Below are 15,720 nucleotides of genomic sequence, written 5' to 3'. Positions count from 1 at the left end.
GAAAAACGATGCACGAGTTCATACAGTCTATTTTTACGTTTCTTATCGACCTTGGGTATATCGGAATTGCTCTTGCGTTAATGATTGAGGTCATTCCGAGCGAAATTGTATTAGCATATGCCGGTTATTTAGTGTCGCGCGGAGAAGTGTCGTTTGTTGGTGCCGTGATTGCCGGTACGATCGGTGGAACGATTGCCCAGTTATTCCTTTATTGGATGGGGTTATACGGGGGACGTCCGTTTTTAGATAAATATGGGAAATATTTATTCATTAAGAAAAAGCATTTAGATTTATCGGAAGAATGGTTCCGGAAATACGGCCCTGGCGTTATTTTTACGGCGCGATTTATCCCTGTCGTTCGCCACGCGATTTCTATTCCAGCGGGAATCGCGAATATGTCATGGGTAAAATTTACAATTTATACAGTTGGCGCAATTATTCCGTGGTCGATTTTTTTCATTTTTCTAGGGGAGAAGTTAGGTAGCAACTGGCAAAAAATTGATGAAATCGCGCAGCCGTATTTGCGACCGATCGCGTTTGGCGCGCTCATTGTCATGGCGCTATACATTGCCGCTGAGCTTTATCGTCGCCGAAAAAAATAACGAGGAGAGAAGCGGATGACCAAACTAGAAGCATTGATTTTAGGGTTTATTCAAGGAATGACAGAGTTTTTGCCAATTAGCAGCACCGGCCATTTATATTTAGGACGGCATTTATTTGGATTGGATGAGGCGGGGTTGTTTCTTGATACAATGCTTCATATCGGCACATTGCTCGCTGTGTTTGTCATTTATAAAGAGGAATTGCTTTATATGCTTCGCAAGCCGTTTAGCAAGCTTACGTTTTTATTAATCGTTGGTACAGTGCCAGCAGTCGTTGTTGGGTTGTTGTTGAAAGATTACTTTGAAGAAATTTCAAAAACTGGAGTGACCATCGGTTGGGAGTTTTTAATTACCGGTATATTTCTTTGGTTCTCGGACGGAATAAAGCACGGCTATAAACGGATGGAAGATATTACATATACAGATGCGTTTGTTATCGGTATGTTTCAAGCAGGAGCCATTTTCCCAGCGATTTCTCGCTCTGGACTCACGATTGTTGGAGGGCTTTTTCGCAAACTCGATCGGCAAACGGCTGCGTATTTTTCTTTCTTATTGTCGATTCCGGCGATTGCGGGAGCGATTGTGCTACAATCGGTTGATTTATTGGAAGGACAGGCGGAAGCGATTTCGTTAAGTGCATTAGTTGTCGGAACGATTTCCTCCGCGTTCTTTGGGTATATCGCGGTGCGCTGGATGATTCGCTATTTACAAAAACATTCGCTAAAAATGTTTGCTATTTATGTATGGGCGCTTGGCTTGCTCGTGCTAGTGCTCCAATGGACAGGGAAATTTTGAAGCGGTCGATGGCGACCGTTTTTTATTGATTGTACGCCTTCCTTTCGTTATAGTAATGAGTAGGAAAAGTTGAACAAAGAAATGGGTTGAGTGAAGCATGATGAAAAAATGGCTTGTCGTTGCAATATTAGTGGCACTCGCTTTCTTTTTATTACCATATAGTTTGCCGCTCCTTTTTGCGTTTATTACTGCCTTTCTCTTAGAACCAGCAGTGCAAAAGTTGCAAAAAGGCCGTTTAAAACGAGTACATGCAGTTGCGCTCGTCTTTTCGCTTTTTTTGCTTGTGATTGGAGGGCTTTCTTACTTTATCATCGCTATTCTTGTCGAGCAGACAATGATGTTTTCACAAAAGATGCCATCTCTTTTATCAGAGATGACAACGGTTGTCAATCAGCTAATCCGCAAGTGGCAGTCCTACTCTAGTTCGATTCCGCGCGAAATTATCGTCTCGCTTGAAAACAGCGTCGAAACGCTGAAAAATATGCTTTTGGCGTTTGCGACCAATTTGACGCAATCGATGATTCGTTATGTGACGATGATTCCAGAATTTCTGATTCATTTTCTCGTTTATTTAGTCGCCCTTTTTCTTATTAGTCTAGATTGGCCACGGCTAAAAAAAGCGCTCGAAAATCACTTATCGGAGCGTACAAAGCAGCGCTTGACGATTATTATGACCCAATTAAGCCGTGCCGGCGTAGGGTTTATTAAAGCGCAGTTTTTATTAAGCGTCATTACGTTTTTGCTTGCGTTGGGCGGCTTGCTTATGTTACGGGTCGAGTATCCGTTCCTTTTTTCCCTTTTAATCGTCATTGTCGATATTTTACCGATTTTAGGAACGGGTTCTGTGCTTGTACCGTGGGGAATTTTTAATATCGCCAACGGGCATGAAGCATTAGGGATAGGTCTGATTGTTTTATTTGTTGCCATTACGGTCATTCGTCGGACGATTGAGCCGAAAATTTTCTCTTCTAACTTGGGCATTAGTCCGTTAGCGGCATTAGTGAGCGTTTATTTAGGATTTCGTTTGCTAGGCTTTCTTGGACTATTTATCGGCCCAGCGATCGTCATTGTGATTGAAGCGATGGTAAAAGCAGGGGTTATTAAATTCTCATTCAAACTTTGAACTGCTCCTGCTCGGGGTTGCTTGAAGTGGGATTTCTTTTGGGGATATATGTAAAAAAAGCTGACAAAATGTCAGCTTTTTTAACGTGCAGTTGAAGAAGCGGTGTTTGGAGCAACTAAAATTTCGACGCGCCGGTTTTTCATTCTTCCTTCAGGAGTCGCGTTAGAGGCAACTGGTTTAAACTCTCCGTATCCTTTGGCGCTAAACATGCGCGGGTCGAGCTGTTTGTTTTCTAATAATAGCTTCATAAAATTCACTGCACGCATGACGCTTAATTCCCAGTTCGAAGAAAATTTCGAGTTGTGAATGGGGACGTTATCAGTATGACCGCTAATGATAATATTGCGCGGTGGATTCATGACGAGAAGGCGAGAAATTTCGACCGCGATTTGCTTGTCTTCTGGCTTCACGTCGGCGCTTCCCGAATCGAATAAAATGTCGTTCGCGATCGTGATTAGCAGTCCTTCTTCTGTTAGTGTCGTTTTTAATTCCCCGTGTAAATGTTGCTTATTAATGTATTCATTGATTTTCGTTTGAAGTTCCCGCAATCCTTCTTGCTCTACGAGGTTTTGTTGTTCGTTTTTCATTAAGCGCTCTTTATTGGGAAGGGATGTTTGCGGATTGTTTTCTTCCACTGGACTTGGAAAGTCAAACACCCCAAGTCCGCCCCCTAAGGCGCTGCTAAAGGAGCGGGCGATTTCTTGGAATTTTTTCTGGTCTAGCTCGCTGCTTGCAAACAAGACAATAAAGAGCGCCAATAGCAGCGTTAAAAGGTCGGCGTATGGGATGAGCCACGTTTCATCAATATGTTCTTCGTGGTGATGTTTCTTTTTTTTACTCATTTTTTGCCTCTCCCTGTCCTAATATTTTTTTTCGTTCACTTTCTGGGAGATAGGAGGCTAGCTTTTGTTCAATTGCTCGAGGTGCTTGTCCTTCTAGAATCGACAACACCCCTTCAATCATAATTTCCTTCACTTTTACTTCTTCTTTTGATTTTCTCTTCAGTTTGTTTGCAAACGGATGCCATAAGACGTAACCGGTGAAAATCCCCATTAACGTGGCGACGAACGCAGCACTAATCGCATGCCCAAGTTCCCCGATGTTATCCATATGCCCTAATGCAGCGATAAGCCCGACAACCGCCCCTAATACCCCGAGCGTCGGTGCATACGTTCCAGCTTGAGTAAAAATGGCGGCGTTTGCTTGATGGCGCTCTTCCATTGCCGCAATTTCTTCCGACATCACGTCCCGAATAAAATCTTGTGTCTGTCCGTCAATTGCTAAACTAAGTCCATTGCGCAAAAATGGGTCTTCAACTTCCGCCACTTTCGCTTCTAGCGCTAATAATCCTTCGCGGCGAGCAATGTTTGCCCACTCGACAAACATTGGGATAAGCTCTTCTACTGTTGGGATTTTTTGCTCTTTAAAAATGACGCCGAATAACTTTGGCAACCGCTTAATATCGCGAGTAGGGAAGGCGATCGAAACCGATGCCGCCGTTCCGACGATGATAATTAAAAATGCAGCAGGGTTAATAAGTACGCTAGGGTTTACCCCTTTAAAATACATCCCAACCCCGACGGCAATAATTCCGAGAATAATTCCAATAATCGATGTTTTGTCCAAAAACGATCCCCCCGTTAATTCATTGCAACATCCAGACATCATTGGTGATGGGAACAATCACATGTACTGTTCAAATTTATCATATAATTAATCCTAACGATTGAAAAGGGAAAATGGTATGAAAAATAGAAAAAGCTGTCCGTTGATGAGACAGCTTTGATCGTCACACTTTTTTCAATTTAAATGTCCCGACCATTAAAAACGATAACGTCATCATAAGAAAAAAGAAAAACTGTGGCGGAAAATAATGAACACCGAAATAGCTAAACGTTAATAACACCCCAGCAGCAGTAATCGGCAACCCACAAAAATAGCCATTATTTTCAGTAATGTTAAAGCGCGCCAAGCGAAACGCACCGCAGCCGATATATAAAATGGTGAAAAATGCCCCTGGTACGCCAAAATCTTGCATTAAACTTTGATAAAGCAATAGTGCAGGTGCCACTCCAAATGATATAATATCACTCATTGAGTCCAATTGTTTCCCTAGTTCCGACTCAATTCCGAGCTTTCGCGCCACCGTCCCATCAAATCGGTCAGCGAGTGCGGCGAGAAAAATAAACAACAAGCTCGCGTTTAACTGCCCTTTTAACGTGAATAAAATAGAAAAGCCGCCTAACGTCAAATTGGTCAAGGTCAAGATGTTTGCTGTGTTCGCTTTTAGCTTTTTTAACGTATGATCAATATAATCGGATAAAAACATGTTTTCACGCTCCTTCTATCGCACGAAACAACAAGATATACTTCCATTATACTCATTTTATTTATAATATGGGAAGTAGTAAAAGTTCATTCTAGAATAAATTGGAGGGAATATCGTTTGTTCAAATGGTTGTACCGTCTTATGATTGAATTGACAAACCATGCGTTTTCTTCGAAATTGCTGTCGCGATTTACTCGATCACGCGTAAGCGCATGGCTCATTCCATCTTATGCAAAAGTGTATCAAATTAATCAAGAAGAAATGGAGAAAACTTTATGCCATTATAAAACGTTGCAACAATTGTTTATTCGAAAGCTAAAGGCAGGGGTACGTCCGATTGACCCTATGCCAAATAGTGTCGTCAGCCCAGTTGATGCAGTTATTGAAGATATTGGTGTGATTAGTGGGCAAAAAGAAATCGTCGTCAAAGGAAAAACATATTCCATCGCAGAAATGCTCGGTAGCGAAGCCGCTGCGGAAAAATATTTAGATGGACTATTTATTATTTTATATTTAAGTCCAAGCCATTATCACCGCATTCATAGCCCTATTTCTGGAACTGTTACGAAACAATGGACGCTTGGCAATCGTTCGTATCCGGTGAATCGCCTCGGATTGAAATACGGAAGAAAGCCACTGGCGAAAAATTATCGGGTTATTACGGAAATTGGCGCGGGCGGCAAACATGTCGCCGTCGTGAAAGTTGGTGCTATGTTTGTTAACACCATTGAATGGACACATCCTAATGAGCATTTAGTAAAAGGGGAAGAAATAGCGTACTTTTCGTTTGGTTCGACCGTTGTGCTTTTATTTGAAAAAGGAAGCATTACACTTGATGAACGGATCGTTCCGCCGATGGATGTGAAAGTAGGAGAGAGGCTCGGTTTTTGGATGTAGGTGCAAAAAAAACAAAAAGGAGCTAAAAGCTCCATTAGGAAGAAAGTTTAATTTTATGTCCTAACGAACGACGGTGGATTTCTCTTTCGATTAACTCAATAAATTCAGGGTTCAGCTTTAACTCGACTGCCTTAAAATAAGATTCAATGAGCAAATCGTCCGATAAATGTTTCATGGCAAGAACCCTCCTTTAACAGTGGAATAAAGACCATATGCGATACATATAATGGTAAGTTACTTCTACTTTACCATGACTGTAAGAAGAGAACAACCGTTCTGTTATCCACAACCGAGAGTGGATAACGTGTGGAAATAGTGTTTATAAACACAAAAGAGCAAGAAGACAAGCTTGTGGGTGATGTGGGTATAGTTATCCACAAGTTATAAAAATGGAGAAATTTGTCGAAAAATTTTTCTGTTTTGTATAAATGTGACAAACTTTGTTTTGAAACGTTGTCGAAAATTATGTATGATGGGAAAAGGCGAAACATGGAAATGAGAGGTGGAACAGTCGGTGCTTCATTATTTTTTACCGAGCGAATACGCTAAAAGCGTATTTGATATTACGCCAAACGAACTAAAGAAAAAAGGAATTAAAGGAATTATTACCGATTTAGATAACACGCTTGTCGAATGGGACAGACCGTCAGCGACGCCACAATTAGTCGAATGGTTTCGGGGGATGAAAGAGAGTGGCATTCAAGTCGTCATCGTGTCGAATAATAATAAAAGACGGGTTCAATCATTTGCTGAACCGCTTGGCATCCCGTTTATTTTTAAAGCAAGAAAGCCACTGACGCGCGCGTTTAGCGAGGCGCTACAAAAGATGAAGTTAGCCAAAAAAGACGTCGTCGTCATCGGCGACCAATTGCTGACGGATGTATTAGGTGGCAACAGGCTCGGATTGCATACCATTTTAGTCGTTCCAATGGCGCAAACGGACGGTTTTTGGACAAAATTTAACCGGAAAATTGAGCGGCAACTGTTGCACGTCATGAAACGCCGTGGAATGATTTATTGGGAGGAGTGAAAAAATGCGCTGTATCGGATGTGGAGTGCACATTCAGACCGAAGACGAAACAAAACTTGGCTACGCACCTCCTTCAGCATTGGGGAAAGAAGAGATTATTTGCCAGCGATGTTTTCGTTTAAAGCATTACAATGAAATTCAAGACGTATCGTTGACAGACGACGATTTTTTGAAAATATTGCATGGAATTGGCCAATCGCAAGCGCTTGTCGTCAAACTTGTCGATATTTTTGACTTCAATGGAAGTTGGCTTCCGGGGTTACATCGCTTTGTCGGCAACAACCCGATTTTACTCGTCGGCAATAAAGTGGATTTATTGCCAAAGTCGGTCAAGTATCCGAAGTTGATTCAGTGGATGAAGCAGTCGGCGAAGGAATTAGGGTTAAAGCCGGTCGATATTTGCTTAATTAGCGCGGTGAAAGGAATTGGCATGCAGCGGGTAATGGAGGCGATTGAGCAATACCGCGATGGGAAAAACGTCTACGTCGTCGGCTGTACGAACGTTGGCAAATCGACGTTTATTAATCGAATTATTCGCGAAGTGACCGGAGAAGGTGATGTCATTACGACATCGTATTTTCCAGGGACGACGCTTGATATGATTGAAATTCCGCTCGATGATGGAGCGGCTATTTATGATACGCCAGGAATTATTAACCATCACCAAATGGCGCATTTTGTTGATAAAAAAGACTTAAAAACGATTACGCCAAAGCGCGAAATTCATCCGAAAGTGTACCAACTAAACGAACAACAAACGTTATTTTTTGGGGGATTGGCACGGCTTGACTATGTCAAAGGTGGTCGCCGTTCGTTTGTTTGCCATTTTTCCAACGACTTGCTTATTCACCGGACGAAGCGAGAACACGCCGACGAACTGTATGAAAAACAGCTTGGGGAGTTGCTTCAGCCACCGAAAAAAAGTTATGCGGACACGTTTCCGCCGCTTGTCGCTCATTCGTTTACGATTAAAGAATCGAAAACGGATATTGTCTTTTCTGGGCTCGGCTGGGTAACGTGCAATGAGCCGGGAACACAAGTGGTCGCGTACGTTCCAAAAGGGGTTAATGTATTATTACGTAAGTCACTTATTTAATGACAAGGGGGAGAGGGGAAGTGAAGCAACTTTACGGGGTAATTGGCTGCCCGATTCATCATTCGCTATCGCCATTGATGCATAATGACGCGTTTCAAACGCTTGGCATCGATGCGCATTACCATGCATTCTATGTTGAAAAAGAAGCGCTTCCGGCAGCGATCGAAGGAATAAAAGCACTTGGGATTGCCGGGATTAATGTCACGATTCCACATAAAACGGCGGTTATCGCGCTGTTAGATAGCGTTGATGAAACAGCTAAGCGAATCGGAGCGGTGAATACGATTGTTCGTGAAAATGACCGCCTCATCGGCTATAATACAGATGGTCCGGGATTTGTTCGGGCACTTATAGAAGAAACAAACACAATGATTCAAGGAAAGCGCATTTTATTAATCGGGGCAGGCGGCGCAGCGCGAGGAATTTATTTTTCGTTGGCCACTGCACAAGCAGAGCAGATTGATATTTGCAATCGTACGAAAGAAAAAGCGGAGCAGCTGATCGAAGAAAGCGATATTTTGGTGAGCGGACGCGCCTATTCATTGATAGAAGCAGAAGAACGGCTTTCGCAATATGATATTATTATTAATACGACATCGGTCGGGCTTTCGCCAAACGTAGACGCGATGCCACTGTCGCTAGACCATTTGAATGAGCGTACAATCGTAAGTGACATCATCTATAATCCGCTCGAAACGAAATGGCTAAAAGAAGCGCGAAAAAAAGGGGCAATCGTGCAAAATGGAGTCGGCATGTTTGTCTATCAAGGAGCGCTTGCGTTTGAAAAATGGACGGGAGTATTTCCCGACGTCGAACGAATGAAACAAGTCGTCATTCAACAGTTAGGAGGAAAAACATGTTAACAGGAAAACAAAAACGGTTTTTACGGGCAATGGCTCATCATGTCAAGCCGATTTTCCAAGTCGGAAAAGGCGGGGTCAATGCCAATATGGTGAAACAAATTGCAGATGCGTTAGAAGCACGTGAACTAATTAAAGTAAGTGTACTGCAAAACTGCGAAGAAGCGCGCGAAGTAGTTGCCGAACAGCTGGCAAGTGGCGCAGGCGCGGAGCTTGTTCAAACGATCGGCAACACGATTGTGTTGTATAAAGAGTCCAAAGAAAATAAACAAATTGTATTGCCGCGTTAGCACTCCCGCTCATAAGGAGAAGGGGAAATGAGAAAAATTGGGATTTTTGGCGGGACGTTTGATCCGCCGCATAACGGCCATTTATTAATGGCGAATGAAGTGTTGCACGCATTAATGCTATCGGAAATTTGGTTTATGCCGAACCACATCCCGCCGCATAAGCAGCACGAACAAGTGACAAAGAGCAGCGATCGGTTGCGTATGCTGCAACTAGCCATCGCCGATCATTCGCAGTTTAAAATGGAAACGATTGAACTTACACGCGAAGGACCATCGTATACGTACGATACGATGCAGCAATTGAAGGAGATGTATCCAAACGATCAATTTTATTTCATTATCGGTGCGGACATGGTAGAATATTTACCGCATTGGTATTGTATTGACGAACTTGTTCAGCTCGTCACGTTTGTCGGGGTGAAGCGTCCAGGCTTTTCTCTACGCACGCCGTATCCGATTATCGAAGTAGAGATTCCTGAGTTTGCTGTATCGTCATCGCTCATTCGCGAACGGGTAAAACAAGGGAAAAGTATTCGTTATTTAGTTCCGGAACGCGTCCGGCAGTACATTGAGAGGAAGAGATTGTATGGAACGTCATGAAGCATTAGAAATCGTAAAAAAGCAGCTCACCGACCACCGTTACCAACATACGCTTGGGGTGATGGAAACTGCTATCGCTCTAGCCAAACAGTACGGGGCGGATGAAAAAAAGGCAGAGTTAGCAGCGATTTTTCATGACTACGCAAAATTTCGTCCAAAAGAGGAAATGAAACAAATTATTTTAGAGCAAAATATGCCGAACGATTTGCTTTCGCATAATACGGAACTTTGGCATGCTCCAGTCGGTGCTTATTTAGTGCAAACCGAAGTAGGCATTGACGACGAAGACATTTTAAATGCAATTCGTTACCATACATCTGGCCGTAGCGACATGACATTATTGGAGAAAATAATATATATCGCCGACTATATCGAACCAGGGCGTATCTTTAAAGGAGTAGAAGAAGTGCGAGAATTAGCGAAACACGACTTAGACGAAGCACTCATCGAAGCGCTAAAAAATACCATTCAATTTTTATTGAAAAAAAATCAACCGATTTATCCAATGACCATTGATACGTATAATGCACTCATGATGAAGAAAAAGGGGGAGTCCGTAAGTGAATGAACGTGATATTTTACGCGTCGCCGTTCGGGCGGCGGATGAGAAAAAAGCAGAAAATATTGTCGCGCTAAATATGAAAGGTATTTCACTTGTCGCTGACTATTTTATGATTTGCCACGGCAATTCGGAAAAACAAGTGCAGGCTATTGCGCGGGAAATTAAAGAAAAAGCGGAAGAACAACAAATTCCGGTCAAACGATTAGAAGGATTCGACGAAGCAAAATGGGTGCTCGTCGATTTAGGGGATGTTGTCGTTCATGTGTTTCATAAAGACGACCGCGCATATTACAACTTAGAACGTCTTTGGGGCGATGCGCCGATAGAAGACGTGGCGAGTGATTTTGTGCAATGACGTATGAATCATTTGCTTATTGGTATGATGCGTTAATGAGTGAAGCGCCGTATGACGAATGGAAAGCGTTTGTCGAGCGAAAGGTACGTCAATACGGTGGTGCGGATGCGAAGCGGGTGGTCGATGTTGGCTGTGGGACGGGGGAGTTAGCAGTTCGCTTAGCGAAAGACGGATTTTTTGTGACAGGAGTCGATTTGTCAGAAAATATGCTCGCCGTTGCACAAGAAAAAGCGGAGCGGGAACGTGTGAGTGTTGGGCTGTTCCAACAAAATATGACGGAACTAGACGTTCCGCCAGTCGATATCGTCGTCATTTTTTGTGATTCACTTAACTATTTATTAACAGAAACAGATGTGATGCAAACGTTCCGTCGAGTATACACAACGCTTCAAGAGGGCGGTCTATTTTTGTTTGATGTTCATTCCATCTATAAAATGGAGTTGTTTCAAGGGGAAACTTTCGCCGATAGCGATGAATCTATTAGCTATATTTGGCAATGTGAGCCGCTAGATACGCCACATACGGTCGCTCATGAACTAACGTTTTTTGTGCAAACGAACCGAGGGCTTTACGAGCGGTACGATGAATCGCACGTCCAGCGCACATTTACGCAACAACAATATGAACAATGGCTAGCGGATGCAGGGTTTACTGTACTCGAGGTATGTGCTGACTTTACGGATTCCGCTCCGTGCGACACATCGGAACGGATTTTTTTCGTGGCAAAAAAATAAGCTGTTCAAGGTGGCAGCTTATTTTTTTGCAGGAATTCGGTCGCTTTTGTCGAATTAATGAAATTGGTTATGAACTTTTTTTACTTCCTCGACAAATTTTGCATTCGTTTTTTCAAAAACGTGTGCAAACATCTCGCCTACTTCTGCTTCTAACACGGCAATGCCTTCCCCAGTAATTCCACCTTTGACGCACACTTTTTCTTGCAATGTTGGAAGGGTATACATCTTTTTTTTCAACAATTCTCCGACGCCGATAATCATGTCGCTCGCCAGTTCGGTCGCCATTTCTTTTGAAATGTTTGTTTTTTGTACGGCAGCATCGATAAACCGCTGCAGCAAATAGCTAAAAAAGGCCGGTCCGCAGCTAGCGATATCGGAGGCGATTCGCGTGATGTCTTGATCGATAAAGACAGGGGTAGAAATCGTTTGAAACAAGCGCTCGATATAACTGCGGTAATACGCGGCGCATCGATGGCCAAAAGTAATTAACGAACTTCCAGAAAGCGCCCGATTCGTAATGCTTGGAATGACGCGAGCGACGTGACAAGGGACAACAGATTCGATCTGCTCGACGGCAATTGGGCTTGTGATCGAAACGAGGCAATGCTCCGCTGTCCAGTAAGGTGCTAGTTGTATTAAAAGGGGGTGAATGTCCAATGGTTTGATGCACAAAAAGACGATGTTTGTCCGTTGAATGACTTCTTCCGGATTGGCTACTACTTCGATTTGTGGGTAAGTGTGTTGAATGTCTAGCGCTTTTTTCATTGTGCGATTCGTGATGACGATATCTTGTTCTGCTACCGCACGTGCTTCTATCCATGCTTCAATGAGCATTCTCCCCATGTTTCCTGTGCCTATCACACCGATTTTCACGGCTCGTCCCCCTTTCTTTAGGTGATGTATAATACGTTCTATTTTCCATTCCTCTCTTCACGATATGTATGAAAAGATGTGTTTTTTTATGCCACATTTTTGAAAGGGTGATGGAAGATGAACCAGTGGATAAAAAAATTTCAGCAAAAATGGTACGTATGGGCGCTTCTTGCCCTCGGAATCGTCCTTTTTCTTTATAGTAATCGCGAACAGGAAGAGGCTCCTTCCCTCCCGATACAGCTAACCCAAGCAACGGAACAGAAAGAAACGAAAGAAGAGAAGCAAGCACTGTCTTTTGTCGTCGTTGATGTGAAAGGGGCGGTTGTTCGTCCAGGGGTGTATGAATTAGCGGAAAATGCCCGCGTTCGTGATGCGATTGCGCTCGCTTCAGGGTTCACGAAAGAAGCAGATCAAACAAAAGTAAATTTAGCGGCTAAAGTGCATGATGAAATGATGATTTATGTACCAGTAAAAGGAGAAAACGCACCAACATCAGCCAGCACTTCGGATGGAAAAGAACAGATTGACATTAATCGCGCAACGGTTGAAGAAATCCAAAAAATTCAAGGAATCGGTCCGACAAAAGCGGCTGCCATTATTGCTTACCGTCAAGAGCATGGTCCGTTTCGGAAAGTAGAAGATTTGTTGAATGTATCGGGAATTGGCGAAAAATCGCTCGAAAAAATGAAAGAACAAATTCTCATACGCTAAGAAAATTGACGCCTTTTTTCTTACCGAGTACACTAATGGTAAACAACTGGACAGGGGAGAGGGCAATGGAACGAATTACATGGCATCAATACTTTATGGCACAAAGTCATTTGCTCGCGCTGCGTAGCACGTGTACACGCCTTGCCGTCGGGGCGACGATCGTCCGCGATAAACGAATTATTGCCGGTGGCTATAACGGCTCGATTGCAGGTGGAGCTCATTGTATGGATGAAGGGTGCTATATCATTGACAATCATTGCGTCCGCACGATTCACGCTGAGATGAACGCTATTTTGCAATGTGCCAAATTCGGAGTGCCAACGGAAGGATCGGAAATTTACGTCACGCATTTTCCGTGTTTGCATTGCTGTAAAGCAATTATTCAAAGCGGCATTTCCGCCGTTTATTATGCCAAAGATTACAAAAACCATCCGTATGCGCTAGAGCTGTTTCAGCAAGCAAACGTACTCGTTCGACACGTTCCGTTTGACAAAAACGTCCTTTCACTTCTTCGGCATATCGATTAACATATGGGCATGCGTTAGTGGCATGCCCGATAAAAAGGGGATGAAAAATGAAAGGAAATATCGTATATATCGCTATCGCGGCGATTTTAGGTGTAGCATCTGGGGTGCAACGCTTTCATTCGCTTCATGCCATCGCCATCAGTGGCTATTTCTTCTTCCTTCTTCTTCGCAAACACCTTCTTTTTCTTCCGTCGCTGTGTGCCATCGTTCTTTTTTTCCTCTATACGAATTCGATCGAGCGCCATAATACGACCATTCTTCCACAAGACAAAACAGAGTTTACTGTTCGCTTCATATCGCCTGTTATGATAGATGGCGATCGATTAAAAGCGGTCGTTCGGACAAAAGAGGATGAAGCCGTTCAGCTGCTATACCGTCTTAAAAGCGAACAACAGCAGCATGAACTTTCTCAGTTAGCGATCGGGATGGTTTGTACGTTCCGCGGGAACCTAGAAAAACCAGAGCCTCCTCGCAATTTTGCCGCCTTTAACTACCGCGACTATTTGCACTTTCAGCACATTCATTGGCTCGTTCGTCCACAATCGCTTTCGCTTCAGCAGTGCCAACATACTCCCCTCACCATGTATGAAAAGTTGCTTACAGTACGCCAGCAAGGGCTTCGCGCCATCGTTGACTTATTTCCTCCTGCGTCTGCTGGCATTGTGCAAGCCCTTATTTACGGTGAACGAACAGAGCTGGAAGAAGATCTTCAAGTGGGCTATCAAAAACTTGGGCTAATCCATTTATTAGCGATTTCTGGTTCGCATGTAACATTGTTAGTCAGCGCTTGTTTTTACGCACTCATTCGTTTCGTGACGCGAGAAACGGCAACAATTGTTCTTCTCCTTTGTCTTCCTGTATATATGGTCTTGACAGGTGCTTCTCCTTCCGTTGTTCGTGCAGTGCTCATGGCGATGCTTTTTTTAATCCTTCGATATCAAAAGTCCTCAATGGTGCCATTAGATATCCTTAGCGTAACATGTATACTAATGCTTGCGCTTCAACCGTACGCTCTTTTTCAAGCAGGATTTCAGCTGTCGTTTATCGTATCGTTTGCGCTCATTTTATCGATCACGACGATTGCACAACATCATTCGGTGTTTGTTCGTCTATCGTTGACGACATTTATCGCACAAGTTAGTGCGTTGCCGTTTGTGCTATATCACTTTTTTGCTGTTTCGCTTTTCAGCATTCCACTTAATCTTTTGTTTGTTCCACTTTATTCATTTCTTATTTTGCCTCTTTCGCTTCTTTCGGTAGGAATTAGCTCACTTTCATTAACGGTCGGCGCTTTTTTTATTCGCTTATTAAACGGAATCATCGTAGCAACGAACGAATTGGTCATTTTTTTGGCAGAAAAAGATCCTTTTTCGTTCGTGCTCGGTCGTCCGTCATCTGTTTTCTTATGTTGTTATGGGGTGGCAATTGTATGGGCGTTTCGCCGGATGGAACAAGGAAAGTTCCAAGCGTTTCTATATGTAGCGCTTGTTGCGGTGTGGCAGGCGAGTTGGCCATATATGGACAAGTATGGGGAAGTGGTGTTTCTTGATGTCGGTCAAGGGGATTGCATTTATATTGAATTGCCATATCGCCAAGGCGTCTATTTAATCGACACAGGTGGAGCGGTTTCGCTTCCGAAACAGCGGTGGCAAATACGAACAAGTGAATGGGACGTCGGAAAACAAGTCGTTGTCCCTTTTTTGCGGGCGAAAGGAGTGCGTGAACTGACCCGTTTAATACTCACCCATGGGGATATGGACCATATGGGAGCTGCTACGGAAGTCATCCAACAAATCCATGTCCGCGAATTAGCGATCGGTAAAGGAGCAATAAACGAAACGTTAGCTCCTGTGATTGCGATGGCAAAAAAACAACACATTGCGATAACAGAATTACAAAAAGGGGATACGTGGAAAGTGGGAAACGCTTCGTTTTTCGTTCTTCATCCAGCGCCGACCGTTTCCACCTCTTCCGATAATAACCGCTCGCTTGTGTTATACGCTAAACTCGGTCCATTATCATGGCTATTTACCGGAGATTTAGAAAAAGAAGGAGAGCAACAGGTGCTTTCATCGTTTCCTCATTTGCACGCGGATGTATTAAAAGTTGGCCACCACGGTAGCGAAACGTCGACCTCTGAATTGTTTTTACAAACAGTTACCCCGAAACTGGCCGTCATTTCCGTCGGGAAAAATAACCGCTACCACCATCCCCATCAGATCGTGCTCGAGCGGTTGAAAGCGCACCATATTCCCGTTTTACGCACCGATGAACACGGAGCGATTTACTATCGGTATACGAAAAAAACAGGAACCTTTATGGGGATGGTGCCATAA

Annotated in this window: 20 protein-coding genes; 15 read left to right on the top strand and 5 right to left on the bottom strand. The window is 43.4% G+C overall.

The genetic code is table 11. From position 1 onward, the window contains the following. Nucleotides 1-8 precede the first annotated feature (8 nt). The 3 genes from GFC30_RS13365 to ytvI all read left to right on the top strand — a co-directional run bounded on the left by GFC30_RS13365 (nucleotide 9) and on the right by ytvI (nucleotide 2,520). A complete protein-coding gene (locus GFC30_RS13365; RefSeq protein WP_066326304.1) occupies nucleotides 9-602 on the top strand; it encodes an undecaprenyl phosphate transporter UptA in 594 nt (197 codons plus the stop codon). Between the two features lie 15 nt (nucleotides 603-617). After that, on the top strand, nucleotides 618-1,397 hold the full coding sequence (locus GFC30_RS13360; protein WP_066326303.1) for an undecaprenyl-diphosphate phosphatase: 780 nt from the start codon (nucleotides 618-620) through the stop codon (nucleotides 1,395-1,397). Between the two features lie 100 nt (nucleotides 1,398-1,497). Beyond that, a complete protein-coding gene (gene ytvI / locus GFC30_RS13355; protein WP_066327413.1) occupies nucleotides 1,498-2,520 on the top strand; it encodes a sporulation integral membrane protein YtvI in 1,023 nt (340 codons plus the stop codon). A gap of 80 nt (nucleotides 2,521-2,600) precedes the next feature. Here the strand turns inward: ytvI and motB are convergent, their stop codons facing one another. The 3 genes from motB to pssA form a co-directional block, all read right to left on the bottom strand. Further along, a complete protein-coding gene (motB, locus tag GFC30_RS13350; protein ID WP_066326302.1) occupies nucleotides 2,601-3,362 on the bottom strand; it encodes a flagellar motor protein MotB in 762 nt (253 codons plus the stop codon). Beyond that, on the bottom strand, nucleotides 3,355-4,146 hold the full coding sequence (gene motA / locus GFC30_RS13345; RefSeq protein ID WP_066326301.1) for a flagellar motor stator protein MotA: 792 nt from the start codon (nucleotides 4,144-4,146) through the stop codon (nucleotides 3,355-3,357). The genes motB and motA overlap by 8 nt, the downstream gene beginning before the upstream one ends. Before the next feature lie 163 nt (nucleotides 4,147-4,309). Further along, complete coding sequence (gene pssA, locus GFC30_RS13340; RefSeq protein WP_066326299.1) at nucleotides 4,310-4,849, bottom strand: CDP-diacylglycerol--serine O-phosphatidyltransferase; 540 nt, start codon at nucleotides 4,847-4,849, stop codon at nucleotides 4,310-4,312. 117 nt (nucleotides 4,850-4,966) lie between these two features. On the opposite strand from pssA, the gene GFC30_RS13335 reads away from it, so the two are divergent. Next, the gene (locus GFC30_RS13335; protein WP_066326298.1) at nucleotides 4,967-5,746 is read left to right on the top strand and encodes a phosphatidylserine decarboxylase; all 780 of its coding nucleotides are present in this window, start codon (nucleotides 4,967-4,969) and stop codon (nucleotides 5,744-5,746) included. Nucleotides 5,747-5,780: 34 nt separating this feature from the next. Here GFC30_RS13335 and GFC30_RS13330 read toward each other — a convergent pair whose 3' ends face one another. After that, entirely contained in the window at nucleotides 5,781-5,921 is a 141-nt protein-coding gene (locus GFC30_RS13330) for a sporulation histidine kinase inhibitor Sda (protein ID WP_066326297.1), read from the bottom strand. 339 nt (nucleotides 5,922-6,260) lie between these two features. On the opposite strand from GFC30_RS13330, the gene GFC30_RS13325 reads away from it, so the two are divergent. From GFC30_RS13325 to GFC30_RS13290, 8 genes are read left to right on the top strand one after another with little or no spacing between them, the layout of a single operon-like run. Then, complete coding sequence (locus GFC30_RS13325; RefSeq protein WP_066326296.1) at nucleotides 6,261-6,776, top strand: YqeG family HAD IIIA-type phosphatase; 516 nt, start codon at nucleotides 6,261-6,263, stop codon at nucleotides 6,774-6,776. A gap of 4 nt (nucleotides 6,777-6,780) precedes the next feature. Beyond that, nucleotides 6,781-7,872, top strand: coding sequence for a ribosome biogenesis GTPase YqeH (yqeH, locus tag GFC30_RS13320; RefSeq protein WP_066326295.1), 1,092 nt, complete (start codon nucleotides 6,781-6,783; stop codon nucleotides 7,870-7,872). A 20-nt stretch (nucleotides 7,873-7,892) separates the two neighbouring features. Beyond that, nucleotides 7,893-8,735 carry a shikimate dehydrogenase gene (aroE, locus tag GFC30_RS13315; RefSeq protein WP_066326290.1) on the top strand — a complete coding sequence of 281 codons (843 nt, stop codon included), beginning with the start codon at nucleotides 7,893-7,895 and terminating at the stop codon, nucleotides 8,733-8,735. Further along, the gene (gene yhbY, locus GFC30_RS13310; RefSeq protein ID WP_066326288.1) at nucleotides 8,729-9,022 is read left to right on the top strand and encodes a ribosome assembly RNA-binding protein YhbY; all 294 of its coding nucleotides are present in this window, start codon (nucleotides 8,729-8,731) and stop codon (nucleotides 9,020-9,022) included. Before aroE ends, yhbY begins: the two co-directional genes overlap by 7 nt. A gap of 27 nt (nucleotides 9,023-9,049) precedes the next feature. Beyond that, entirely contained in the window at nucleotides 9,050-9,622 is a 573-nt protein-coding gene (locus GFC30_RS13305) for a nicotinate-nucleotide adenylyltransferase (protein WP_066326287.1), read from the top strand. Further along, a complete protein-coding gene (yqeK, locus tag GFC30_RS13300; RefSeq protein WP_066326286.1) occupies nucleotides 9,609-10,190 on the top strand; it encodes a bis(5'-nucleosyl)-tetraphosphatase (symmetrical) YqeK in 582 nt (193 codons plus the stop codon). The genes GFC30_RS13305 and yqeK overlap by 14 nt, the downstream gene beginning before the upstream one ends. Continuing rightward, nucleotides 10,183-10,539: a ribosome silencing factor gene (gene rsfS, locus GFC30_RS13295; RefSeq protein ID WP_066326285.1), complete on the top strand. Its 357-nt coding sequence runs from the start codon at nucleotides 10,183-10,185 to the stop codon at nucleotides 10,537-10,539. Before yqeK ends, rsfS begins: the two co-directional genes overlap by 8 nt. Next, a complete protein-coding gene (locus GFC30_RS13290; protein ID WP_066326283.1) occupies nucleotides 10,536-11,273 on the top strand; it encodes a class I SAM-dependent DNA methyltransferase in 738 nt (245 codons plus the stop codon). The genes rsfS and GFC30_RS13290 overlap by 4 nt, the downstream gene beginning before the upstream one ends. Before the next feature lie 54 nt (nucleotides 11,274-11,327). On the opposite strand, the gene comER is transcribed toward GFC30_RS13290, so the two are convergent. Next, nucleotides 11,328-12,146 carry a late competence protein ComER gene (comER, locus tag GFC30_RS13285; RefSeq protein ID WP_066326282.1) on the bottom strand — a complete coding sequence of 273 codons (819 nt, stop codon included), beginning with the start codon at nucleotides 12,144-12,146 and terminating at the stop codon, nucleotides 11,328-11,330. Between the two features lie 117 nt (nucleotides 12,147-12,263). Between comER and GFC30_RS13280 the strand changes: the two genes are divergently transcribed. The 3 genes from GFC30_RS13280 (at nucleotide 12,264) to GFC30_RS13270 (ending at nucleotide 15,720) form a co-directional block, all read left to right on the top strand. Further along, entirely contained in the window at nucleotides 12,264-12,857 is a 594-nt protein-coding gene (locus tag GFC30_RS13280) for a helix-hairpin-helix domain-containing protein (RefSeq protein WP_066326281.1), read from the top strand. A gap of 65 nt (nucleotides 12,858-12,922) precedes the next feature. Beyond that, the gene (locus GFC30_RS13275; RefSeq protein WP_066326280.1) at nucleotides 12,923-13,384 is read left to right on the top strand and encodes a ComE operon protein 2; all 462 of its coding nucleotides are present in this window, start codon (nucleotides 12,923-12,925) and stop codon (nucleotides 13,382-13,384) included. A gap of 47 nt (nucleotides 13,385-13,431) precedes the next feature. Then, nucleotides 13,432-15,720, top strand: coding sequence for a DNA internalization-related competence protein ComEC/Rec2 (locus GFC30_RS13270; protein ID WP_066326279.1), 2,289 nt, complete (start codon nucleotides 13,432-13,434; stop codon nucleotides 15,718-15,720).

Origin of the sequence: Anoxybacillus amylolyticus, from assembly GCF_001634285.1 — a bacterium.
GTDB classification, from domain to species: Bacteria; Bacillota; Bacilli; order Bacillales; family Anoxybacillaceae; genus Anoxybacteroides; species Anoxybacteroides amylolyticum.
This window is presented reverse-complemented; position numbering and strand designations above follow the sequence as displayed.

Bases quoted from the DNA above. Each gene is read 5' to 3' on its own strand.
- GFC30_RS13365 (WP_066326304.1), top strand. From the start codon at position 9: ATGCACGAGTTCATACAGTCTATTTTTACGTTTCTTATCGACCTTGGG.
- GFC30_RS13360 (WP_066326303.1), top strand. From the start codon at position 618: ATGACCAAACTAGAAGCATTGATTTTAGGGTTTATTCAAGGAATGACA.
- ytvI (WP_066327413.1), top strand. From the start codon at position 1,498: ATGAAAAAATGGCTTGTCGTTGCAATATTAGTGGCACTCGCTTTCTTT.
- motB (WP_066326302.1), bottom strand. From the start codon at position 3,362: ATGAGTAAAAAAAAGAAACATCACCACGAAGAACATATTGATGAAACG.
- pssA (WP_066326299.1), bottom strand. From the start codon at position 4,849: ATGTTTTTATCCGATTATATTGATCATACGTTAAAAAAGCTAAAAGCG.
- GFC30_RS13330 (WP_066326297.1), bottom strand. From the start codon at position 5,921: ATGAAACATTTATCGGACGATTTGCTCATTGAATCTTATTTTAAGGCA.
- yqeH (WP_066326295.1), top strand. From the start codon at position 6,781: ATGCGCTGTATCGGATGTGGAGTGCACATTCAGACCGAAGACGAAACA.
- yhbY (WP_066326288.1), top strand. From the start codon at position 8,729: ATGTTAACAGGAAAACAAAAACGGTTTTTACGGGCAATGGCTCATCAT.
- GFC30_RS13305 (WP_066326287.1), top strand. From the start codon at position 9,050: ATGAGAAAAATTGGGATTTTTGGCGGGACGTTTGATCCGCCGCATAAC.
- yqeK (WP_066326286.1), top strand. From the start codon at position 9,609: ATGGAACGTCATGAAGCATTAGAAATCGTAAAAAAGCAGCTCACCGAC.
- GFC30_RS13290 (WP_066326283.1), top strand. From the start codon at position 10,536: ATGACGTATGAATCATTTGCTTATTGGTATGATGCGTTAATGAGTGAA.
- GFC30_RS13280 (WP_066326281.1), top strand. From the start codon at position 12,264: ATGAACCAGTGGATAAAAAAATTTCAGCAAAAATGGTACGTATGGGCG.
- GFC30_RS13275 (WP_066326280.1), top strand. From the start codon at position 12,923: ATGGAACGAATTACATGGCATCAATACTTTATGGCACAAAGTCATTTG.
- GFC30_RS13270 (WP_066326279.1), top strand. From the start codon at position 13,432: ATGAAAGGAAATATCGTATATATCGCTATCGCGGCGATTTTAGGTGTA.